This is a genomic window from Pectinatus haikarae, from assembly GCF_050916305.1.
Classification (GTDB): domain Bacteria; phylum Bacillota; class Negativicutes; order Selenomonadales; family Selenomonadaceae; genus Pectinatus; species Pectinatus haikarae.
This window is the reverse complement of sequence record NZ_CP116940.1, coordinates 2,150,180-2,174,277: the sequence shown is the minus strand read 5'-3', so window position 1 is coordinate 2,174,277 and position 24,098 is coordinate 2,150,180. Positions and strand designations below refer to the sequence as shown.

Sequence of the window (24,098 nt, the reverse complement as noted above, 5' to 3'; positions counted from 1 at the left end):
ACGCACCTGCCTTTATTTCGTATATGCGGCATTACTCTGCCACGTGTATAAATTATTTTCCCTTATATCTTTTACATGATTCCACCGAGTCAGCAGACTATAAAGCGCATCTGCATCAGCAGCGACTTTCATTTCCTTCTTATATTCATCTTTTAATTTTTGCAGCGTCCAATCATCTAGGAAAATATCTTCTCCCTCTCTCAATGCTGATGCAGGTAAAATTACTCCATCGCAGTCGCCTTCCTGCTTTTTTAAAGCCTTCAATATATCCTGTCCCGTTAAAAGACCTGTAACAGTAATATCTTTTCCAAAAAATTCATTTTCTACAGCCAGGATATGAACGTGGAGATTATCTATATTCATATTCTTCAAAAGAGGGCGAAAAACCTTTCCTGCCGATATGCCACAGACAACGGTTATATTTAATAATCTTTCATATCCGTATTGATTTCCTTGATCTCTTTCCTGCTGTATCCGCCACTCATCTATAAAATTACGGCTCAAACCGATACCATTATCAAGCTGTGGAAAACCATCATAATAACAGCTTTCCGGAAAGGGATATTCTGCCGTCAAATAAAATTCATCACTGAGATAAACAAATGAATTATCTATTTTCTTTCTAAATAATTCCTGCCATTTTTCAACTTGAGCAATAACAGCACTCATACCTTCTTTATCAAACATAGTAAGCTTATAACAGTGCTCTCTGTATTTTGTCAATCCCACCGGAACAATAGCTATGCTGAGTGCATTAGGAATCCTTGTCCCGATATCTTTTATGGTCTTTTCAAGTTCAGCACCGTCATTGAGATCAGGACATAAAACAATTTGCGTATGGTACTGCACGTCTATAGAATCAAGAATGTCCAGTTGATTTTCTATTTCACCTGCCCGTTTGCTATTCATCATGCGAGACCGTAATTTGGCATTAGTAGTGTGCACAGACAAATATAAAGGGGATAAATGCAGTCTGCGTATACGTTCAAAGTCACTCTTTCCCATATTTGTCATAGTGACAAAATTGCCATACAGAAACGACATACGATAATCATCATCCTTAACAGATAAGCTTTCACGCATATTCGGAGCTATCTGATCAACGAAACAAAAGCAGCAGTTATTACCACAATGATGAATACCGTCAAAAACGGCTGATTCAAACTCTACACCCAATTCTTCATCATATTCTTTTTCAAATTCGATCAATTCCTGCTGCCCGTCTTTATGCTCGACTAAAAGAGATATATCTTCTTCCGCAAAAGCAAAGCTTAAATCTATAATATCAATAAGCTGTTGCCCATTTATTGATATTATCATATCCCCGACACCTAAACCAAGCTCTTCTGCCAAACTATCTTTGTTTATTTTTATTATTGTTCCACTATAAGACATTTGTTACCCTTTCTAAAAACCTTTATACAGTCAAAATAGTTCTATAAGCAACTCAAAAAGGAGTAATGATAAACGCATTACTCCTTTTCTCAATAAGTTCTTAAATTAAGACGGAACCTACTCCATCCAAGGTTTAGAAATTATTATGCATGGAATGACCAGCTGTTTGTTTTTTAACAAACAGCTGGTCAAATGTTTAAATGCTATTTCTACCGTATATTACAAACTCATTCTTTTTCCACAGCATCAGCAACAGTAGAAGATTGTGCATTTTCAGCCTGCTGTTCCTGATACTGATCAAATTCTGCGGCATCAGTATCTTGCTTAACCCTTGTAATACTGAGCGCAATTTTTTTATTTTCTTTATCTATATGAATAATTTTAACTTTCACTTCATCACCGATTTTAACAACTTCATCAGCCTTGACTATATGTTTTTCTGAAAGTTCACGCATACGGATAAGCCCATCAATACCTTCTTCCAACTGCATAAAAGCACCAAAATCAGTCAATTTTACAACTTTTCCGACCACATAGCTGCCAACAGTATATTTTTCCACTTTGGCAAACCATGGATCAGAAACAGTATCTTTTATACTGAGGGATATACGTTTCGTTTCAGGGTCAAAACTCTTGACTAATACCTCTACCTCATCCCCGGCACTGACAATATCGGATGGATGCTTTACATGATCCCATGACAGATCTGAAATATGTACAAGGCCGTCAATACCGCCTAAATCGACAAACGCACCATAATCAACGACTCTTTTAATACGTCCTTTTCGAACCTCTCCTTCCTGTAATGAAGCAAGAAGTTCTATTTGTTTCTCAGCACGTTCTTCTTCCAAAAGGATCCTGTGTGAAAAAATCAGGCGCTGTTTTTTACTGTCTATTTCTATAATACGAGTCTGCATTTGCTGTCCTACATAACTTGCCAAATCACGAATAAAATGAAGTTCGATCTGAGACGCAGGTAAAAAACCTCTCAATCCAGAAAAAGCAACCAGCAAACCACCCTTTATCAGCTTGGTAATTTTTATTTCAACAGAAGCCTTATCTTCATAAAGTTTTCTAGCATCATTCCACGCTGCCATTTCATCCGCACGGCGCTTAGACAGCACCATTCCATTTTCTCCGCCGATATAAACAATATAAACATTGATTTCATCACCGACGCTGACTGCATCAGATGCGTTGTCAGGTGCAGGATAAGCCAATTCTTTATTAGGCACTGGGATTTCCTGCTTATAGCCGACATCTACATATGCGGCATCACGGTCAACCATTATAACAGTTCCCTTTATTATTTCATTTTCGGCAAAATGCCTCATCGACTCTTCTTCTAATAGACTTTGCATATCTTGTTCATGTTCTTGCACTTTTTATATACCTCCTTGATGAGCCAGTCAGGGGTAGAAGCTCCCGCCGTCACACCAATTTTTTCTATATTATGAAACCAATCATCGTCCAGCTCATCAGCTGTCTCAATATGATGTGTTGGACATCTCTGAGCACATAATTCAGCCAGCCGAGTGGTATTGGCACTGTTCCTGCCGCCTATGACAAGCATCAGTTCAACTTCTGAAGCCAATTTTTCAGCAGCTGCCTGACGCTGTTCAGTTGCATTGCAAATTGTACACAGCACTTTTATTTCATTAGACTTATCAAGCAGTATATCTACCAATTGCTTGAATTTCGCACGAGAAAAAGTAGTTTGTGCTACTACTCCAAGTTTCTTTGCCGGCTGAATATCCTGAGCCTGAGCTGATGTTTCAACGGCAACGGCATTTTTCCCTGACCATTCAAAAATACTTTTGACCTCAGGATGAGTTCTTTCTCCTATGATGACAACAGAGTATCCCTCATCGACAAGTGTCTTTGCCGCCATTTGCGCTCTTTTCACATGCGGACAAGTTGCATCAACAATATTCAAACCTTTGGCTTCAGCTTTCTCATATACAGAAGGTCCGACACCATGCGACCTTATTATTATAGTTCCATGATCTATATCATCAAGCGAATCAATAGAAACTATGCCTTCATCAGCAAGCTGTTTTACAATCTGCGGATTATGGATTATCGGGCCGAGTGTAGCTATATAACTATCTCTTCCAGACTGCATGCGGGCCATTTTTATAGCCCGTTTTACACCATAGCAAAATCCCAGATACTCCGCTAATATTATGTCCATATGATCACCATTCATAATTACTATCTTTTATAGTATAACATAAATATAACCTTATGTCTTGTAAGAATTTATCAAGTTCTGAATTTGTTGCATAATCTCCGCTGTGAACCGCTGTAATTCTACCTTATCTATTTTATCACTTTTATAATAAACAGGTTTACCATAGATGACCTTGATTGCAGGAAAAAAACTTCCCGCTTTAAAAATACGATTTGTATTTATCACAGCTGTTGGAATAACCGGTACTTTGGCTTTGGCGGCAATAAGGGCAGCTCCATTAGCAGCTTTTTGAAGTTCCCCTGTTTTACTTCTGTGTCCTTCAGGAAACAACCCCATGCACTCTCCCCTCTGAAGTTTGCCGACAGCCATGCGTACAGCCTGCCGGTCACCGATACCGCGGCGCACCGGAAAAGAATGTAAAGTATAAAGTGCCCGTCCCAGGATTGGAACATCAAATAATTCCTGTTTCGCCATATAGGCAATCGGTCTGTCCACAAAGCAGCTGATCAGCATGGGGTCCCAATTACTGAGATGATTTGCAGCTACTACGACGCCTCCCTCAAGCGGAATATTTTCCGTAGTATAAGCTTTTGCAGAAAAAAGCACCGTATATAAGAGATGAAAAAACCAACGCAAAAATCTATATCCTAAACTCAATAGCAATTCACTCCAATTATTTTGATGCCAAAGACAATATTACATCAGTCACTTGTCTGACCGACATAGACGTAGTGTCAAGCAAAATGGCATCACTTGTTTTGATCAGAGGCGATATAGTCCTTTCCATATCTGCCTTATCCCTGTTCTCTATGTCTTCTTTCAGTTTTAGAAGATCCACTTCATATCCTTTTTTCATCATTTGCTCAAAGCGCCGTTTAGCTCTTTCTTCTACCGACGCGGTTAAAAATATTTTCACATCTGCATTTGGCAGGACATTACTGCCAATATCCCTGCCATCCATAACAACCGCACCGTTTTCTGCCATTTTTCTCTGCAAAAACACCATTTTTTCACGTACAGGGGCAAGTTTTGCCACTTGTGAAACTACCTTGCTTACCTCAGGGGTACGCAAATGATCAGAAACATCTTCTCCATCAACATATACTTTTGTCGTTTTATCTGCATACTGCAGCCGTACATCCATATTCTTTACCGTCTTTATTATAAAATCATCTGTCAAAAAAACCGTATCATTCTCTCGTAATGCTTTCCAAGCGACAGCTCTGTACATTGCCCCTGTATCTATATAGATGTACTCTAATCCGGCAGCAACAAGCTGTGCTACCGTGCTTTTTCCTGCACCTGCCGGTCCGTCTATGGCAATCACTTTATTTTTCATATAACAATGCTCACCCTGCAAATTATTTTTCCAACATTTCAAGTGTAGAATAAAACTCTGGATAAGAAATCTCCACACAGTCTGCGTTATCTATAAAGACCCCGCTTCCTGCAGCACCTGCTACTGCCAATGACATCGCAATACGGTGATCATTGCAGGAATCACACTTTGCGATACGAAAACCAGAGCCGCCTTTTATGATAAGCCCGTCTTCTTTTTCTGTCAAAGCATCTGTTAATCTGCCAAATTCATGACAAATTGCCTTTATGCGGTCACTTTCCTTTACGCGTAATTCCTGTGCCCCACTGATTACAGTAACTCCCTCAGCCGCCACTGCGGCAGCCGCTATAACAGGAATTTCATCAATGAGCCTCGGGATAATGTCTGCCTTTATTTCCGTTCCATGCAATTTGGCATAGCGAACATGCAAATCGGCCACAGGTTCACCACTGACATCATGCTCATTGCTAATTTCTATATCTGCTCCCATATTGCGCAGCACATCAATTATACCTGTCCGTGTCTCATTTATGCCAACATTTTTGATAAGAACATCACTGCCCTTGATAATACTTGCCGCAACAATAAAATATGCGGCAGAGCTGACATCCCCCGGCACATTGATACATTCTGGTGCATTTAGCTTTTTTGCCGGCCTTATTTTTATATGATTCACCGATTTATCTAAATCGGCACCAAATGCCCTGAGCATTCGCTCTGTGTGATCTCTCGAAGGATACGGTTCTATCACCTCTGTAGGTCTGTCTGCATACAGTCCTGCTAGTAAAACAGCGGACTTTACCTGTGCACTGGCCATAGGCATATCATAGGTTATGCCATGCAGCAGATCCTGCTGCGGAACAACTGTTATAGGCAGCAGAGAATTATTCTTCCTGCCCACTATCCTGGCACCCATGCTGCTCAAAGGATTAATGACTCTTCCCATAGGGCGGCGGCTTAAAGATGCATCACCCGTAAAAGTAGTCAAAAATTTCTGTCCCGCCAGAATCCCCAGCATCAATCGCAATGTAGTTCCAGAATTTCCGGCATCAATTATGCCTTCCGCTTCCTTCAAACCATGCAATCCATTGCCGCAGACGACCAGATGATCTCCTCTGTCTTCCACCTTTACACCCAATGCCTGCATACATTTTACAGTACTCAGACAATCCTGTGCGCGTAAAAAATTAGTGATCTTCACAGGCGTATCACACAATCCAGAAAACATTACACTGCGATGTGACACCGACTTATCACCCGGAACAGTAATTTGTCCGCGTAATCCGGTTGAACCTGCAGCTTGTATCTCTTTAGTTGCCATTACACATAACCCTTCAATAATAACTGTATTTTATATTACTAATCTGTCTGGCTTCTTGATTTTTCCTGCAAATAAGATAACTATGAAACAAACAAAATACATGACAAATAATAGCTCTTAACTTATTGTGCATAAAAGATAAATAATACTTCTATAATTAAAACAATTTTTCCTGCCAACATCTGTATTTACTGTTTTCCTGCCATAATACCTGCCGTATATCCCATGGAAAAAGCTGCCTGAAGATTAAAACCACCTGTATATCCATCTATATCTGTTACTTCTCCTGCGAAAAACAACCCCTCAAGCAGTTTTGACTGCATTGTTTTAGGATCTATTTCCTTTACGTTCACACCTCCGCAAGTAACTATAGCCTCCGGCAAAGGACGAGCTTTTTCAATGTCGAATGGTAGTTTTTGCAAAGTTTCTGTCAAATGGATTCTCTCTTTTTTAGTAATTTCATCCACAGATTTATCGCCATCTATATAAGCCAGATCAAGGACTATCGGTATAAGCCTATGTGGCAAAAGATCAATCATAGCATTTTTCACCTGCTTGCGTGTATACTTTTTAAAATCTCTTTGTATACGTGCGTTCAGTTGCTCCGGTGTGAGTGCAGGTTTTAAATTAACAGCCAGATATACTTTCTTTTTCTCCGCTAAGGAAAGGACAATCTGCCTGCTAAGTGATAAAACAATCGGTCCCGTCACACCAAAATGTGTGAACATCATTTCCCCGAACATTTCAGCTGATTTTTTTTCATCAGTAAAAACACTAACGCGCACATTACGCAGCGATAATCCCTGAAGGCTTTTAACCCATTCGTCATCACTCACCAAAGGAACCAATGCAGGCTGCAAAGAGATAATATTATGTCCAGCCTCCCGTGCCAATTTTGCACCTGAACCATCCGATCCTGTGACTGGATAACTGGCTCCGCCAGCTGCCAAAACAACAGCATCAGCTTCGATTACATCATCTTTTATCTTAACACCCTTTATTTTTCCATCGTGGCTGATTATTTTTTCAACATCTGTATTAAATCTCATTTCAACCTGACAATCATACATTTTATCAGTCAAAGCTTTTACAACATCCGCAGCCTTATCACTTTGCGGAAAAACTCTGCCACCTCGTTCCACTTTTGTAGGCACGCCAATCTGTTGAAAAAAATCTATCACATCTTCATTAAAAAAATTTTTAAAAGCACTATACAAAAACTTTCCATTTCCAGGAATGTTTTTCATAAACCCAGACAGATCCGCTGTGTTAGTAATATTGCAGCGACCTTTTCCCGTTATCATCAGCTTCCTGCCTGGTCTATCTTTCTTTTCCAGCAAAATAACTTTATTATCCGCTGCTGATGCCTGCACCGCAGCCATCATTCCTGCCGGACCAGCTCCTATAATTACTATATTTTTCATAAATTATTTTCAGTGATTACAGTAATCAACTGAGTAAGTTCCTCCTCCGTCAGTCTGCGATATTTTCCTCTTTTAAGACCCTTCATATCAAGCCCTGCAAACTGTTTTCGTTTCAATGTCAAAACATCATTTCCTGTCGCTTCAAACATGCGGCGTACCTGGCGATTACGTCCTTCGTGAATTTTAAGCTGAATTCTGCTGCGATTTGTACTATCATCGTATTTTATGATCTTTACATCGGCGGGTGCCGTCACTCCATCTTTCAACATTATACCATGTCTGAGCCTGCCAAGATTTTCACTGCTTAATCTTCCCGCAATAGTTGCTGAATATACTTTTTCAACCTTAAATTTAGGATGAAGCAATTTTTGCATCAGATCACCATCATTTGTCAGAAGAATCAAGCCTTCCGTATTATTATCAAGCCTGCCTACAGGAAAAATCCTCTGTGGAATATCAGCCACTAACTGCATTATTGTCTTCCTGCCATGTTCATCTTTTACAGTAGAAATAAAACCTTTTGGCTTATACAGAATAATATACACTTTTTCTTCTGCTTTTTTTATTATGTTCCCATCAAATCTTACCACATCTTTTATGGCGTCTACAGTAATGCCCTGTTGTCTGACTATTTTTCCGTTGACACTTATGCGACCGCTGTCAATCAAGCTTTCTGCATAGCGACGCGAAGCAACACCGCAGCCGGCAATAAATTTTTGCAATCGTTCCAAAATATTACTCCCAATACTAAATTATTATTTTACATTTTTATATAAATCCTTAAGTTTCTCATTAAAAATTTGGGTTCATATAGTAATACATCATTCTATCCTATAAGCACACTGCATGGCAAGCAAATCATTAAAAAAACTAATTATTAACAAAAAATAAAAGGCTGATACATTGATCTGCATCAACCTGGCTAATCTATTTCACTTTTTCTTTTTCATAAATTTGCACAATCATATCTACTGCTCCTCTGCCGATTGACAACATACGGCTTATCTCCTCCGCAGACATGCCTTTATCAAGCAAAACATGCACTTTTTTCACCTTTTCTGACATAACATGTTTACTTTCCGTCTGCCTATATACTTTTTTATCAACTGCAATTGATTGACTGTCTTCATTGGAAAAAACGTCTATTCGTCCTCCATATCTGCTTTCTGAAACAGAATTCAATAGATCATCAAAATCTGCTGCATTTGATGCATTCTCTGTGGTTGCCATTCGCAAAGAAGTTTTATTTTCTTCCTCCGCAAAAATTGCACAATAACGCCTTAATTCTTCAGTCTTTTTATCAGCAGTATCTATCATTTTCTCCAGACGATCCAGCTGCTCATTTATTTGTTTGGAAATTCTGTTTCCTGTGTTCTCCAACTCTTTTTTCAGTTGCTGCGCAGCCTGGGCAATACCTTCTTCTGTATCATCAGCAATATCTTTTTTATTATTGCCGCTATGCTTAAGCAATAATATAAGCAAAACGCCTACAATGATTATTACTCCTAATATTTCAGTAAACATTTCGCACTCCCAAATATACTTATAACTTGATATCTATATTATGTCCTCGCACCGCATCGGTCAAAACTTCATTTTCATCCTGAACTGCTTCCGCCGGATCATTTTTGCGTCTGTTTGAAGTGCCGCTGCCATCACCACCGCTTTTTCCCTGTTGGTCATTCCTGATCTTACCGCCCTCAGCTTTTTCTTTCGCGTAGACCTGCATCTGTTTTTTTTCTGATTCCTGCTGGAGTTTTTCGTTACCGAAATTCTGCGCAGCAGCCACCTGATGATTCATTTTATTTTGCATATTCCCGACTTCTGAACTGTTTGGCAGCATAGCTTGTAAATTGCCAATCGGATTAACAGACATATTTTCTCCCTCACTTAAAATATCAATAAGGATTCAAACTTACGCATTCCCTTTTAACATCCGCCGAAAAAGAACAGTGTTGTGCTTCTGTCTGAACAGTATAAAGAAATTTCGCCACTATAATTTTAACACCAGGGTTCACTTTGTCAGACACTCTTATTTTAGCATTATCCATACTTTTCAATTGTCCCGAAATTTCTTTTAATTCGGCTTCTTCTCTTTCCAGCTTCCCTGCCAGAGGAAACTGCATTCTCTTCAGCCTAGCAAATTTTTCCTGCCGCTCTGCAGACAATTTCTCGCCTGTGCCTAGCATATTTAAAGCATTCTTAATATTCTTTAATTGTTTTTTATCATTTCCTATACTGTCAGTTATAAGCCTATACTTTTTATTGATAATCGGATTGACTCCCACTTCAACTTTTGTAACTATATCCATAAAGTTTCCTAAAATTTTAACATCTATCAGCACACCTGCCGTAGAATGTCCGCCTACAACTTGCCCTCTCCGGTCCTTTATAATTATTTTGCGCCCGGCATTTATCTCTGAATGCAAAGCTACATCAGCTATATATATATCTCTTTCGGCAGTAATATCCGCATTTTCAATAAAATTGGTGCGTATGTCTTCCCTGGCATATATCTTACCGCGGCGCATACCTAAAATACCGCCTTCTATATAAATATTCCTGGCTTCAACAGTACCGCCGCTCACAGTGCCGCCGATATGGACATCACCGTCAGCCCTGACAGAGAAACCATCTTGAACATTTCCCTTAATAAAGACGCTGCCGTTAAAATTTATGTTACCAGTAGATACATCTACATCACTGCTTATCTCTAGCTTGGGATCAACGGTAATACGGTTACCTTCTTCAATAGCCTGTCCATCTATAGCAGCAATAAGCAGATTCTCATCTATGATTTCCGTATTTTTTCCCTTAGTAAGAGGAATCGGCTTGCCCGGCCGGCAAATAATCTCCTGCCCCATAATATTCATGCCATTTTCGCCTTTTGTCTGCGGTATCCGTTCTGCCAGAGGATCCCCTTTAGCTACGAGAAAACATAAATTCATATCCTTATAGTTTACTTTACCATAATTTCCGCTGCTTGGCCTACCTTTTTGGGAAAAATCAATATACTTTTTTATATAAGCATTTTCACCATTTTTCGCAATTTTTCCTTGGGCAATCACTTGGCTGCACGAGGGAACTTTCACAAATTCATCTATAAGTGCTTTGTCTATACCATAGGTTATATTTTTATCCGCCAAAAGCTCCATGATATAATCTCTATCATACTGAAATTCGCCGTCATCACCTGAAAAACTTATAACAGCCTCCATCTTATCCTTGCTTATATCTATTACTGGCACAGGGATGACTTTCTCCTGTGCTGCCTCTGGTGCAACAATTTCACTTCGCACGCCCGAATGTTCTTGGATAGTTTTTAATAAATCCGTAATTTTATAATTCTTTATCCCATGTTTTTTTAAAAGAGCACATAATAATGTAACATCTTTAAAAAAAGGGCTGTTTTCTTTTGGTACATAGATAGTCAGAAAAACGCCCTCAGATAAAATTTCAAGCAAGAATCCTTCTTTTTCACTGCCAAATACAATGTCTGACACATTAAATCCTCCTAACTTGCCAACGCTTGGAATTTTATTGATATTATTACAGAGAATATATTTCGATTATACTATGATCTTATTAAAAAAAATCTGACTTAGATCTCGCCAGATATCCTCTCAGCCTAAGAACAGCTCTCTTATGCAGCTGGCTTATACGGGCTTCTGATAAATTCAGCGTCAGTCCAATTTCCTTCAAAGTCAATTCTTCCGAATAATACAGTGATATGATCAGCTTTTCCTTAGGCGCCAATTTATTAATAGCCTCTGTCAGTTTTTGTTTAATAAATTCACGATTAAGTCTTTTGTCCAAATCACTGCCTTGACTGACCGCATATTCTGCACTTATATAGTCTTCAAGTGACACCAGAGATGCTGTACTCATATTAGATTCCAAGCTATATAATTCGTCAAGGCTGACTGACAAGGATTCGGCTAGTTCATTTTTAGTTGGTACCCGTTCCAGTTTAGCTTCCAGTTTCGTGTACACAGTCTCATATGTCTTGATTTTTTTCCGCAATGACACCGAAAGCCAATCTTTGGATCGCAGATAATCAAGAACAGACCCACGAATACGGCTTCTTGCATAAGTTTCAAACTTTATTCCCAAATTGATATCAAACCTTGCTATAGCGTCCATTAAGCCGAAAAAACCACTGCTTATCAAATCATCGCGTTCAATATGAGACGGCAGATTATATGAAATATGACCCACTACAATATTCACCAATGCCAAATAATTTTCAATCAGATTATTTCGGGCAGCCATATCATTATTTTCTTTATATTTTTTCCATAAATCGGCTATATCGGTGGCAGAAAAGGATTTAGCTATTTGCAATTTTCGAGCCCCCTTATTATCAGTTATACATAATAACTATTATTAATAATCAGCAGCAAATAGTATATGTCACAGCCATATTACTTTTCATTTAATATTAATTGTCTTTTGAGCATCATTGTTCGGCAAAACACTTTGCTTTTCCTGCTCTTGTCCAAAAAACTTTTCTGTTATTTTTTTAGAAGCTCTTAAAGAGCGAACTCATCAGCAATAATATTAAAAAATTTGACAGTAATACCGTTATGAACATAAAACACATTCTTCTAAAAATCTGATAAATCCTTTATCGTATCGGCCACCATAATATTCAATGCCGATATACATCCTAAAAAAATGAATAGAATAAACACCTGCAGACATTTTTTTCTAAAAGCCCGCACCCATATTATTCTGATGTCCATTATATCCATCATATCAATCACCTGTTAAATGGTTTTTTCACCCTTATTGATAGTCCTTATTTTATAAAGTCCTGTAGTCAGATCCATTTCTACAGTACGACCATATGTACCGCCCAGGTCCTCACTAGCAATCTTTATACCGCATTTTTGCAAGGTTTTTTTAGCTAATTCTGCATTTCTTTTTCCGATCGCCATAATGTCCGATGCGCCGGCAAATTGGAACATTTGTGATCCACCGGCCATCTTAGCCTCTATTCTGGACTTAACAGCACCCAGCGCGATAACTTCCTTCAACAATAAAGGAATACCCGTATCCGCAAATTTGGCGGGATTTTCATTGGCGCGGGCTTGTGTACTATCAGGCAGCATAATATGCACCAACCCGCCAACTTTGCTTTTCGCATCATATAATGTGATTCCTATACATGACCCTAATCCGTAACTGATAATCGTAGCAGGTGATTTACCAACTTTATAATCAGCTATACCGACCTTTAACAATTCAGCCATGTCATTTCACTCCTACCGCATTCAAAATTATTTGGAGCGAACCTGAATCAGGTATCAAAAAGAAATGTCCATTTATGCCATCATCTTCGGATAAAAACTGAGTTTCTATAACCAAAGCATGGTCTCCCATCTGACCAAGCTGAACAATAACAACATTTAAAATTGCCCCTGCCATATCAACTGCCATAGCAGGAATAGAAGGCAATAATGTTAACTTCGTATAATAAGATAATGCATTTAAATAAGCCCCTGCAAGTATATTGCCTATTTCCATCAATGCAGATTGATCCATTTCGGTCAACTCTCCATCGGCACTTTTTTGCTCGCCCAGTAAATGTTCCACCAAATAAAAGGCACTTTCTCTTGGCATAAGGAACAGTACACTGCCAGGAGCTTTGCCATATACTCGCAGAAAAATTCCCGCCACCATAGTGTCAGGACCACCTACCAAATCAGGGACATCAGCTAGTGGAACTACAGAAACACTTGGAACATCCATATCGATTTTCTTGTTGATAAGCTGTGAGAGAGCCGTAGCCGAATTTCCAGCTCCTACATTTCCTATTTCTCTTATTGCATCCAGCTGCATCGCTGATAGATTTAACATACTGTCCGACACACGCTCACCTCATTTAATTTCACCGTTCAGTCCCAATATTTCAGATAGATTTAACAATATAACCAGTCTGTTGTTAAGATTGCCTATACCATTGATGAACTTGTTGGATTCAGAATGCGCATCATTTTCTGTAGACGTAATTTGTTTTGAACTTGTTATATGTGCAGAATCTATAGTCAAAACTTCTGTAACAGCATCAACAATCATCCCGACTGTTATTTCTTCAAGTTTTACGACGATAATACGTGTCGCATCAGTATATTCCGCATCGGGCAGTCCTATGCGTTTTTTCAAGTCTATTACCGGCAGTACACTGCCTCTTAAATTCATTACACCCTTTATAAAATCTGGCGTAAATGGTACGCGAGTTATATCTGTAAGACGCTTTATCTCTTCAACATTTAAAATACTCATGCCATATTCTTCACGTTTTAATTTAAATGCAACTATCTGCACTTCATTCGATGAAACCTCATGCTGCTCCATGTGATATTCCTCCTAAATTATTGCATCAAAATAGCGACATCCAAAATCAGCGCTATCTGCCCGTTTCCTAAAACAGTAGCTCCGGAAATAACTTTAATACCCGACAAAAGCTTACCCAATGTCTTAATAACTATTTCCTGCTGACCGATAAGTTTATCTACCATGATACCGCATTTTTTATCGCCGACATGAACTACTACTACATAAATTTCTTCATCTTCTTTGTCTTCCGCACTAACGACATTAAGGGCACGGTCCAGACGGACTATAGGAATTATTTCACCGCGGATGACAATCGTTTCTTTATTTTGGATAGTCTTTATATCTTCAGGCGTTATATTTATCGTGCTATCAATGGCGGCTAGCGGAATAGCATAAATCTCTTCCTGAACATCAACCAGCAGCGCTTGGATGATAGCCAAGGTCAAAGGCAGTTTGATCTTGAATATACTGCCTTCATTTTTTTTCGTTTCCACATCTATAACTCCACCTAAAGCCTCAATGGTGGTACGAACGACATCCATACCCACACCGCGCCCGGATACATCAGTTATTACGTCAGAAGTAGAAAATCCCGGCAGGAAAATAAGCCGCACAGCTTCAGCATCTGTCATGTTGTCGCCGTCTTCCTGGGTAATGACACCTTTTTCGATAGCCTTATTACGAATAATATTGGCATCTATCCCCGCACCATCGTCAGTGACCATGATAATGACATTATTACCTTCATGACGAGCGATAAGCCCTACCTTGCCGACACGTGATTTGCCTTTTGCTTCACGGTCATCAGGATGCTCAATACCATGATCCATTGAATTGCGAATAAGATGAACCAACGGATCCCCTATTTCATCAATTACCGTTCTATCCAGCTCTGTATCTTCACCTTCGATTGTAAGATTGACTTCCTTATTAAGTTCCTTGGCCAAATCGCGGACAACTCTGGGAAATCTATTAAAAACCTGACCGACTGTTACCATTCTTACCTTCATGACGATTGACTGCAAATCACCTGTCACACGGTCCATCTGCTCTACCGTTTCAACCAGTTCTGCTATACGGTGAGTATTGCCGATCTGCTCAAGTCTCGTTTTATTAATGACAAGTTCCCCAACCAAATTCATCAACGAATCCAATCTCTCTATCCCAACACGGACCGACTGCCCGCTTTTCATATTGTCATGATGCTGAATTGCCTGTTTTTTTACTGCAGGTGCATTTTTTTTCACTGCAGCAGGAACTGAAGCCTTCTTTTCAACACTTATATTCTTTTTAACAGGAGCAGGTACGTTTATCAATTTTATAATCACTTTTTTTATTTCAGAAATATTCATAAGAATAGATTCTACTTTTTGTTCTTCTTCCCCTGTCAGCAAAATAAGCTCAAATTCAAGATCAAATTTTTCCTGTTCAAGATCTTCTGTTGGCGGGATGGATTTTATAACATCACCGATCTCATCCAAAGCAGACATTACCATATAAGAACGCACTGTCTTTAATACACATGTATCCGCCAAAATGACTTTTACCTGCATAGCGCGCAATCCTGAGTCCTTAGCACTATTTATCAAATCTAAATCTATATCAGAAAGTTCAATGTCTGTTGGGGGAACTATTGTTTCATTATCAGCTTTTTTGCCGGCAGACTCTGCTGCCTTAGGTGCCGCCGGCTGTTGATTTCCTGTAGCTATAGCATTCAACCGGTCTACTAAATCTTTGACTTCTACAGAATTTTCCGGATCGCCGTCACTGACATTATCTACCATCTGCTGCAATGCATCAATGCATTTGAACAAAACATCAACAATATCTTCATCTGCTTTTAGTTTATCATTTCTGATTAAGTCAAGGACATTTTCCATATCATGAGTAAGCTCAGCTATAGCAGTGAACCCCATTGTCGCAGACATACCTTTCAAAGTATGTGCGCTTCTGAAAATTTCGTTTATTGCGCTCGAATCTGCGGGGTCCCTTTCGAGATCCAGGAGACGCTCATTTAATGACTGCAGATGATCTTTTGATTCTTCTAAAAACATCTCCATATACTGATTAGTATCCATTTTTATTCCCCCAAAACTATATTATTTTCTTTTTACAGCATTAACTATCGCATCAGCTATCTTGTCTATAGGCAGCACCTCATCAGCTATCCCAAGATCAATTACAGCTTTCGGCATGCCATACACTACTGAAGTGGATTTATCTTCAGCAATTATATATCCATTAACTTTTTTTATGTTTTCCATTCCATGCATTCCATCATTGCCCATTCCTGTAAGTATGACAGACACAAGCTTTCTGCCAAATGGAACAACAGATTCAAATAGCGCGTTCACCGATGGTCTGTGATTTCCAATAGGGGGATCCTGATTAAGAGAGATTATACCGCCCGCTGTATCGTAACGCACACGCATATGATAATTCCCCGGTGCTATGTAAACATGCGCAGGTTTTATGCGTTCACCATCTTCTGCCTCTTTGACAGATACCGCAGAAAGCTGGTTTAATCTCTCTGCCAGTGATTTTGTAAAACCAGGCGGCATATGCTGAACTATCACCACCCCGCACGGCAGATCAGCTGGCAGTCTGGTTATTACCTGCTGAAGAGCCTTTGGTCCTCCTGTTGAAGTTCCAATTGCGATTAATTTGCCTAAACTGACAGCCGAAAAAAATGACTCAGGCAGCGATCGTCCAACCTTGTTGTGTTCAGTATATCTTATGACGGATTGCAAATTAGCCCTGGCAGCTGCATAACACTTGCCGGTTATTTCATCACTGATAGTATCTATCCGTGAAATACTACCTCCTGTTTTATTTATAAAATCCACTGCTCCCAGTTCCAATGCTTTTATTGTTTCTTCAGCTCCTGACCTTGTAAGACTGCTTATCATTACAACAGGCAGTGGACATTCCTTCATAATCACTTCCAGTGCCTGCAAACCATCCATAAGCGGCATATTTACGTCAAGAGTAAGAACATCCGGTTTCAATTTCAAAACCTTTTCTATCGCGTCTTTTCCATTAATTGCTGTTCCTGCCACTTCAAAACGATTATCTAAAGCAAATAAATCTGACAGGATTTTTCTCATAAAACTGGAATCATCTGCTATTAAAACACGAATCAACGATATCCCCTCCTTATTTTGAAATAATCCCCTTATTGATCAGCTCTCTTTGCTTACTAAACAAATACTTCACTAATCTGTTCTGAATTGCTTTAGACAAATCAGTAAACCGACCGCCAATCAAATATTTTTCTCCATTTTTTAAAAATGCACAACGTTTTACTTCTACAAAAGTATGTATCCTGCCCACTGAAGGAATCGGCGTAGTTTCAACAGTCAATATTGTACCAAGCGGAAATGGTTCAGCAGATAAAAAGGATACGCCGTTCCCGCTCATATCCACACTGTCTGTACGAAAAGGTACCCCCAAACTGCCATCTTTAGCAGCAACTGAGATTTTCAAAGCCACTACCGCGGGTATCCGTACAAATTCCCGATTCTGACTTTTTACAACAGTAGCATTCATCGTTAATTTCCATACAGGAATAATTTTTTTATCCATATGACCATATCGGGCCGTAAAAGAATATATATGATTTTGTTCTATGATACGTCCCTCTATTATCTGCCCTGCCCTAGGTATAACAGGCCGCAGCATTGAATCCATTGGCAATGCAAGAAAAACATCGTCATTTTTTATATCTTCCACTCTGCTGGTATATACTTCACTTTGCTCATCATCGACATCACCTATTTTGCTGATTTCTACACGTTGACCGATTTTTAAAACCTTTTTTGTTTCAAAAACATCAATCCGTTTCATCACCTATTTCCTCCATAAAATTATCTTGAAAAAATCAAACGCTGCAAAAAATCACGCCAGCCTCGTTTAACTTTTAGATTGCATCCCTGCAGAATTGATTGAGCTATGACTGTGATACATTTTGCTGCTATTGTATCAGGATACGATAATAGAAGCGGATTCTGCCTCTTGATTGCATTCACCATATTACGATCATCATAAATCACGCCAAGAGATTCTATAGAAACTCCCAAAAATTTTCTTGTTGTCGTTATAAGCTTTGAGCTGACTTCAATGCCCTCATTCTCATCATATATTCGATTAACGACAAGCTTGATATTTAAATTATCACAGCTCACCCGGCAAGCCTTCACAACAGCATATGCATCTGTAAGTGCCGTCGGTTCCGGAGTGGTAAGTAAAATAATTTCATCAGCAGCCTCCAAAAAATCCAACACATTTCTGCCAACACCCGCACCGGTATCTACCAAAATTATATCAGCAAAAGCTTCACATTCATATAATTTTTTAATTAACAAGACACGCTCATGCATTGATAGGTCAGCTAATTGTTCAAAACCTGAACCTCCTGAAATGTACTTGATCCCCTCGGGTCCCTCCAAAATAATCGTTTCTAAAGAAATATTATCATTCAACAGATTCATCATCGTATATTTAGAAGAACGTCCCAATATTACTTCAACATTTGCCAGTCCTAAGTCTGCATCAATAATCAGTACACTTTTTCCTGCACGGGAAAGAGCTATAGCCAAATTAACAGTAAAATTTGTTTTCCCCACTCCGCCTTTCCCGCTTGTAACAGCGATGATACGCAAAGACTCAGAAGTATTTTTTTTATTGTTCTGTAATTTTGCTGCCTCTTTCCCATGCGAAAGATTTCTATTTTCAATCATCTGCCTTAGTTTGGCAGCCTGGTCTTCCATAACATCTACCTCAATAAAAGGTCTGCTAAATTTTTTGACTGTGCCGGGAAAATATCGTCCGGCACACTTTGACCATTTGTAAAATATGATAAAGTAAGCGGATATTCCTTCAACAAATTAAGAATCATTCCTATGCTTGAAGTTTCGTCGGTTTTCGTAAAAATAACTTTGTCTGGGGCACATAAAGAAAATTTTCTTATAATATCTATTACATCTTTATACTTTGTTGTCGCACTTAAAACCAGATGTTTTTCAATATCGTCATTTACGCTCAACAAATCATGCAGCTCCATCAGCTGATAATCATTATGCTGGCTCCGACCGGCTGTATCAATCAAAATTAACTGCTTATCCCTATGTCTGTTTATAACATTTTTCAACTCTACAGGAGTATATACAATTTCCAAAGGCAATCCTATTATATCAGAATATGTTTTCAATTGATCAACAGCTGAAATTCTATATGTATCGGCAGTAATTAAAACCGCACGCAGCCCCTGCTCGAGCACGAAGCGTGATGCTATTTTTGCCAGTGTAGTGGTTTTGCCGACACCCGTTGCTCCGATGAGAGCAACAATTTTCATTTTTCCCTTTTCAATTTCTATTCCTGCGGATGTCCCCATATATTTTTCCAGATACTTTAATAAGAACTCCCGTACGTAAGGATCATCTTTATCTGCCAAAAGCGCCTGTTCGTCTTGATTCCCTATGATTTCCTGAACAATTGCCTCATTGACTTCCTGCCCCAGCAATGTCTCTTTTAAGGATATCTTCTTTTTTACCGCACTTGAACTTTTACTTTTTTGCGACCCCATCACGTTGTCCAGAATAACCTTCATTTTGGCAAGCTCTCGTTCCATTTCCTGAATCTTTTTCTGCTGATCTATTTCAGTCGGAGAAAGAACAGATATTTTATCATCCGCCTTTACAACATTAAGATTTTCAGCAGCCGTATTTTGCGGCAAAAAATCCTGTGCATCCAATTTATCTGATAAATCATCACGAATGTTTGCTGTCTTATAGCTTTCCAATATCTGCCTTGGCACAATAGGTCTAATATAGGATTCCTGTTTTATATTAGGTGCACCCGCAGGAACACTTTCTTTTTTACCAGAGGCATTTATCGGCGGCAGGATCTTAGACTGTGGTGCATCCTCGATAGCTGCAGTTACTTCAACCATTTTTTTCCCGCCATAGCCCAAAATTCCGCCCGTCGTATATTTCTTCGTGTGTAAAATAACCGCATCAGGTCCCAACTCACTTCTGACTTTATCCATAGCATCCTTTGCAGTGCGTTCTTTAAATACTTTTATTTGCAATTATATTTTCACCACCCCAAGGATCTGTATTTCGACATTCGAATCTATTTCAGCCTGGGACAATACTATAACACCAGAAATAGAACGTTCCACCAATTTTTTAAAATAAATACGTACAGCAGGGCCTGTCAGAACAATAGGCTGATATCCCAAATTCGTAAGGTCCTGCAGAACTTTATTCAATGCCGTTATGAGGTTTTTTGTAGTATTTGGATCAAGGCTGACATAAGATCCGCGTTCCGTTCTTTGTACCGCCCCTGCAATCTTATTTTCCAATTCGGGTGAAAGTGAAACACACGGCAGAACATTGTTCTGCACATATTGACTCGTTATCTGTCTTGTCAACGCATGCCGGACATATTCAGTAAGTATATCCGGGTCCTTGGTTACTTTCGCATAATCAGACAAAACTTCCAGAATAGTTGCCATATCACGTATAGATACTCGTTCATGAAGCAAATTTGCCAATACTTTTTGAATTTCACCAACAGTCAATAAATCAGGAACAACTTCTTCAACGACGGACGGATTTGTCTTTTTAATATTGTCAATAAGATTTTGCGTTTCCTGCCGTCCAAGTATTTCATCGGCATGTGCCTTTATGACCTCTGTTATATGTGTTGCCAGAACAGAAACAGCATCTACCACTGTATACCCATTAAGTTCTGCTTGTTCCCGCTGCGCTTCCGTTATCCATATGGCTGGTAACCCAAAAGCAGGTTCTGTAGTTGCAATACCGTCAATTTCCTCCACAACAGTACCTGAATTCATTGCTAAATAATGATCAAGTATTAATTCTCCCTTTGCTATTTCAATTCCTCTTAATTTTATGATATATGCATTGGGTTTTATCTGTATATTATCACGTATGCGTATGGTAGGTACAACCAAACCAAGTTCCAGTGCGCATTGCCGCCTGATCATGACAATACGCTCCAAAAGATCACCGCCTTGCCCTGTATCGACAAGAGGTATCAGACTATATCCTATTTCCAATTCCATAGGATCAACCTGAAGAAGCGAAATAACATTTTCCGGTTTTTTAATTTCCTCTTTGTCTTTTTCCTTCTGCTTAACCTTGTTTGTGGCTAAAGAAGCCTTCTGCGATTTATTGAGATTATAGCCTATCAACAATGCCAGTAAAGACAGCGTTAAAAATGGAATAGTCGGCAATCCCGGCGTAATGGCCAAAAACATCAAAACACCTGAGGCAATGAAAAATATCCGCGGATTTCTAAACAGCTGACTGATCAAATCGCTGCCAAGATTGGAATTTGATGCTGCTCTCGTCACGATTATACCGGTGGCCGTGGAAACCATCAGTGCCGGTATCTGATTAACCAAACCTTCACCCACAGTGAGCAGAGTATATTGCTGCAAAGACTGTGCTATAGAAAGATTACGCTGAACCATACCTATTATAAACCCACCAAAGATATTAATGATAATTATTATGATAGCAGCTACAGCATCTCCCTATACAAATTTACTGGCCCCATCCATAGCTCCGTAAAAATCCGCTTCATGCTGTATCTTTTCACGTCTTGCTCTGGCTTCTGCATCCGTTATCGCCCCTTGATTTAAATCCGCATCAATAGCCATTTGCTTGCCGGGCATAGCGTCCAAAGTAAAACGGGCAGAAACTTCAGCTACACGTTCTGCCCCTTTAGTTATAACAATAAATTGAATTATTATTAAAATAACAAAAACAATAAAACCGACTATCGGATTGCCGCCGACCACAAAATTACCAAAGGAAGTTATTATTTCGCCGGCATATCCATCCAGCAAAATCAACCGTGTTGACGAAACATTCAATGCAAGACGAAAAAGTGTTGTTATTAGCAACAATGACGGAAAAACAGAAAAATCTAATGGCTCCACATTGTAAATAGTTACCATCACAATAGTCAATGCCAGTGTAATATTCAAACACAGCAATAAATCCAATAAAAAAGTTGGCAAAGGAATAATCATCATTATGACTATCATGATGATTGCCAAGGCAATAACAACATCACTATATTTATTGATAAAATTTCCTGCCATTGTAGCCGGTGTTGCCATAACGTATTTACTCCTTAAAATCTGATTTAGCGAATATTTAAGCTAATTTTTTCTTTTTGAGTCTGTATACATATGCTAAAACTTCTGCAACAGCCTTATATAATTCCTGCGGTACAACATCTCCGATGTCAGCAGAAAGGTATAGAGCTCTTGCCAAAGGTTTATTTTCTACTATGGCTATTCCTGCATCACACGCAATTTGTTTTATTCTCTGTGCAACAAGATCTTGTCCTTTTGCAATAATGACCGGAGCCGTCATTCCTTTTTCATATTGAAGAGCAATTGCAAAATGTGTAGGATTTGTAATGATAACATCCGCTTTTGGCACTTCATGCATCATACGCTGCAAAGACATTTGTTTTTGCTTTTGTTTTATCTTGCCCTTTATCTGAGGATCACCTTCAGTCTGCTTGAATTCATCCTTTATGTCCTGCTTACTCATTTTCAGCTCCTGCTTATGCTGCCATTTCTGATACATGAGATCCATAATTCCCAGTATGAGCAATACAGCACATATTTCAAAAGCTAACTTAAAAATAATATCGACTATGCTTACAAGTGCCATCTGCAGATCCATAAAAATAAGCTTAGGCATTTGTATGACCTGATCTATTATATATAAATAAACAAAATACCCTACTATGAGTATTTTAGCTATAGACTTTGCCAACTCCACCAAAGAACGTTTGGAAAAAATACGACCTATGCCTGTAATAGGATTTAAGCGATTTAAATCAAAAGTCAAAGGTTCCGTAGAAAAAACAAAACCTACCTGATAATAATTGAGTGCCAAGCCTGCAAGTAATACGGCAAACATAATTGGCGCCAGTGTCTTTGCCAAAACAACCATTGTTTCCATAAACAGATGAACAACTGACTCAGCATTGAGAGGTCCCTCTAAATTAGTAAAAATCAATGCCATAAACTGCGTTAATTCCCTGTAAATATAGGTACCACAATTCCATAATGTAAAAAAACCCGCCAGAATAACAATCGAAGCTGATAAATCCTGACTTCGCGCTACCTGCCCTTTATTATGCGCATCCGACATACGCTTAGAAGTCGGATCTTCTGTCTTTTCTCCGGCAAACAGCTGAATATCAAATGAAATATAGTTTTTTTTACCCTGATATGGCTCGCAGCATCGCTGTAATACCGCCATACAATTCATTAAAAATCACATCCAAAAAGAGTGCATAAAATGGCAGCATAATACCAATTACAAATATGCCTATAATAATCTGGGCAGGTATCCCGACAACAAAAATATTCATCTGCGGCATTGTTCTTGCCAAAACTCCGAGCCCCACATTAGTCAGTAATATTGCAAATAATACGGGTAATGCCAATTTCAACCCAGTGGCAAATACGCCGCCGATAATATCTATCATAAACATTACAATTCTGCCGTCGAATTGAGCAGACATCGCCGGTACTGCCATAAAACTTTCAGACAGTGCCGATAAAATAATATAATGCCCGTTAACTGATAAAAAGATTAAAATGCACAGATTATACAGGAAACTTCCTACCAGCGGTACCTGCTGCCCCGAGGTGGGGTCCATCACACTTATGGTTGCAAAACCAACCTGCATATCAATTAACTGACCGCCGACATTTATAGCCGAAAATAGAACATATCCTACAAAACCTATCATCCAGCCTATCAGAAGCTCAGCCACCACAAGTGCGGCATATTGGTCAACTCTTTGCGGCAGCGCGGGCAGCCCCTGCATTTCAATTACAGGGAAGAGCACAATACTTATGAAAAAAGCTGTCCCCACCCTTATATTTACGGGAATATTGACGCTGCCTAAAAACGGCGATATTAAAAATATCCCACTTATTCGTGTCAGAACCAACAGAAAAAGACCTACATGATTCTGCAGCATATCAAATAAATCCAAGATTAGAACTACTGCGCCCTA

General features: G+C 39.1%; 23 protein-coding genes and 1 pseudogene. All 24 read right to left on the bottom strand.

Going from position 1 to position 24,098, the window contains the following annotated elements:
• Positions 1-12 precede the first annotated feature (12 nt).
• The 24 genes and pseudogenes from NXG61_RS10565 to fliR all read right to left on the bottom strand — a co-directional run bounded on the left by NXG61_RS10565 (position 13) and on the right by fliR (position 24,077).
• Entirely contained in the window at positions 13-1,395 is a 1,383-nt protein-coding gene (locus NXG61_RS10565) for a DUF512 domain-containing protein (protein ID WP_307223857.1), read from the bottom strand.
• 227 nt (positions 1,396-1,622) lie between these two features.
• A complete protein-coding gene (gene rpsA, locus NXG61_RS10560; protein WP_307223973.1) occupies positions 1,623-2,756 on the bottom strand; it encodes a 30S ribosomal protein S1 in 1,134 nt (377 codons plus the stop codon).
• Positions 2,741-3,589 (bottom strand): 4-hydroxy-3-methylbut-2-enyl diphosphate reductase, encoded by an 849-nt coding sequence (gene ispH / locus NXG61_RS10555; protein WP_196603358.1) that lies wholly within the window; start codon positions 3,587-3,589, stop codon positions 2,741-2,743. The genes rpsA and ispH overlap by 16 nt, the downstream gene beginning before the upstream one ends.
• A gap of 51 nt (positions 3,590-3,640) precedes the next feature.
• A complete protein-coding gene (locus tag NXG61_RS10550; protein WP_307223859.1) occupies positions 3,641-4,225 on the bottom strand; it encodes a lysophospholipid acyltransferase family protein in 585 nt (194 codons plus the stop codon).
• A 37-nt stretch (positions 4,226-4,262) separates the two neighbouring features.
• Complete coding sequence (gene cmk, locus NXG61_RS10545) at positions 4,263-4,928, bottom strand: (d)CMP kinase (RefSeq protein ID WP_196603334.1); 666 nt, start codon at positions 4,926-4,928, stop codon at positions 4,263-4,265.
• A gap of 22 nt (positions 4,929-4,950) precedes the next feature.
• Positions 4,951-6,249 (bottom strand): 3-phosphoshikimate 1-carboxyvinyltransferase, encoded by a 1,299-nt coding sequence (aroA, locus tag NXG61_RS10540; protein WP_307223861.1) that lies wholly within the window; start codon positions 6,247-6,249, stop codon positions 4,951-4,953.
• A 188-nt stretch (positions 6,250-6,437) separates the two neighbouring features.
• Positions 6,438-7,673 (bottom strand): NAD(P)/FAD-dependent oxidoreductase, encoded by a 1,236-nt coding sequence (locus tag NXG61_RS10535; protein WP_196603336.1) that lies wholly within the window; start codon positions 7,671-7,673, stop codon positions 6,438-6,440.
• A complete protein-coding gene (locus tag NXG61_RS10530; RefSeq protein ID WP_307223975.1) occupies positions 7,670-8,407 on the bottom strand; it encodes a pseudouridine synthase in 738 nt (245 codons plus the stop codon). Before NXG61_RS10530 ends, NXG61_RS10535 begins: the two co-directional genes overlap by 4 nt.
• Positions 8,408-8,600: 193 nt before the next feature.
• The gene (locus NXG61_RS10525) at positions 8,601-9,197 is read right to left on the bottom strand and encodes a hypothetical protein (protein WP_196603338.1); all 597 of its coding nucleotides are present in this window, start codon (positions 9,195-9,197) and stop codon (positions 8,601-8,603) included.
• A 19-nt stretch (positions 9,198-9,216) separates the two neighbouring features.
• On the bottom strand, positions 9,217-9,549 hold the full coding sequence (locus tag NXG61_RS10520) for a hypothetical protein (protein ID WP_307223863.1): 333 nt from the start codon (positions 9,547-9,549) through the stop codon (positions 9,217-9,219).
• Positions 9,550-9,571: 22 nt separating this feature from the next.
• Positions 9,572-11,176, bottom strand: coding sequence for a DUF342 domain-containing protein (locus NXG61_RS10515; RefSeq protein ID WP_307223864.1), 1,605 nt, complete (start codon positions 11,174-11,176; stop codon positions 9,572-9,574).
• A gap of 82 nt (positions 11,177-11,258) precedes the next feature.
• Positions 11,259-12,017, bottom strand: a complete 759-nt coding sequence (locus tag NXG61_RS10510; RefSeq protein ID WP_307223866.1) for a sigma-70 family RNA polymerase sigma factor — start codon at positions 12,015-12,017, stop codon at positions 11,259-11,261.
• Between the two features lie 263 nt (positions 12,018-12,280).
• The gene (locus tag NXG61_RS10505) at positions 12,281-12,430 is read right to left on the bottom strand and encodes a hypothetical protein (protein WP_196603342.1); all 150 of its coding nucleotides are present in this window, start codon (positions 12,428-12,430) and stop codon (positions 12,281-12,283) included.
• Positions 12,431-12,442: 12 nt separating this feature from the next.
• A complete protein-coding gene (locus NXG61_RS10500) occupies positions 12,443-12,928 on the bottom strand; it encodes a chemotaxis protein CheD (protein WP_196603343.1) in 486 nt (161 codons plus the stop codon).
• Position 12,929: 1 nt separating this feature from the next.
• Entirely contained in the window at positions 12,930-13,535 is a 606-nt protein-coding gene (locus tag NXG61_RS10495; protein WP_231038447.1) for a chemotaxis protein CheC, read from the bottom strand.
• Positions 13,536-13,556: 21 nt separating this feature from the next.
• Entirely contained in the window at positions 13,557-14,033 is a 477-nt protein-coding gene (locus NXG61_RS10490; RefSeq protein WP_196603345.1) for a chemotaxis protein CheW, read from the bottom strand.
• Between the two features lie 17 nt (positions 14,034-14,050).
• Complete coding sequence (locus NXG61_RS10485; protein WP_196603346.1) at positions 14,051-16,093, bottom strand: chemotaxis protein CheA; 2,043 nt, start codon at positions 16,091-16,093, stop codon at positions 14,051-14,053.
• 21 nt (positions 16,094-16,114) lie between these two features.
• Entirely contained in the window at positions 16,115-17,158 is a 1,044-nt protein-coding gene (locus NXG61_RS10480) for a protein-glutamate methylesterase/protein-glutamine glutaminase (RefSeq protein WP_307223868.1), read from the bottom strand.
• Between the two features lie 13 nt (positions 17,159-17,171).
• Positions 17,172-17,861, bottom strand: a complete 690-nt coding sequence (locus NXG61_RS10475; RefSeq protein WP_307223870.1) for a flagellar brake protein — start codon at positions 17,859-17,861, stop codon at positions 17,172-17,174.
• A gap of 20 nt (positions 17,862-17,881) precedes the next feature.
• Entirely contained in the window at positions 17,882-18,784 is a 903-nt protein-coding gene (locus tag NXG61_RS10470) for a MinD/ParA family protein (protein WP_196603349.1), read from the bottom strand.
• A gap of 5 nt (positions 18,785-18,789) precedes the next feature.
• The gene (gene flhF / locus NXG61_RS10465; protein ID WP_307223873.1) at positions 18,790-20,103 is read right to left on the bottom strand and encodes a flagellar biosynthesis protein FlhF; all 1,314 of its coding nucleotides are present in this window, start codon (positions 20,101-20,103) and stop codon (positions 18,790-18,792) included.
• A pseudogene (gene flhA / locus NXG61_RS10460) lies at positions 20,104-22,170 on the bottom strand (flagellar biosynthesis protein FlhA). It lies immediately after the preceding gene.
• A 37-nt stretch (positions 22,171-22,207) separates the two neighbouring features.
• Positions 22,208-23,332 carry a flagellar biosynthesis protein FlhB gene (gene flhB / locus NXG61_RS10455; RefSeq protein WP_307223977.1) on the bottom strand — a complete coding sequence of 375 codons (1,125 nt, stop codon included), beginning with the start codon at positions 23,330-23,332 and terminating at the stop codon, positions 22,208-22,210.
• Positions 23,292-24,077 carry a flagellar biosynthetic protein FliR gene (gene fliR / locus NXG61_RS10450; RefSeq protein ID WP_307223875.1) on the bottom strand — a complete coding sequence of 262 codons (786 nt, stop codon included), beginning with the start codon at positions 24,075-24,077 and terminating at the stop codon, positions 23,292-23,294. Before fliR ends, flhB begins: the two co-directional genes overlap by 41 nt.
• Positions 24,078-24,098 lie beyond the last annotated feature (21 nt).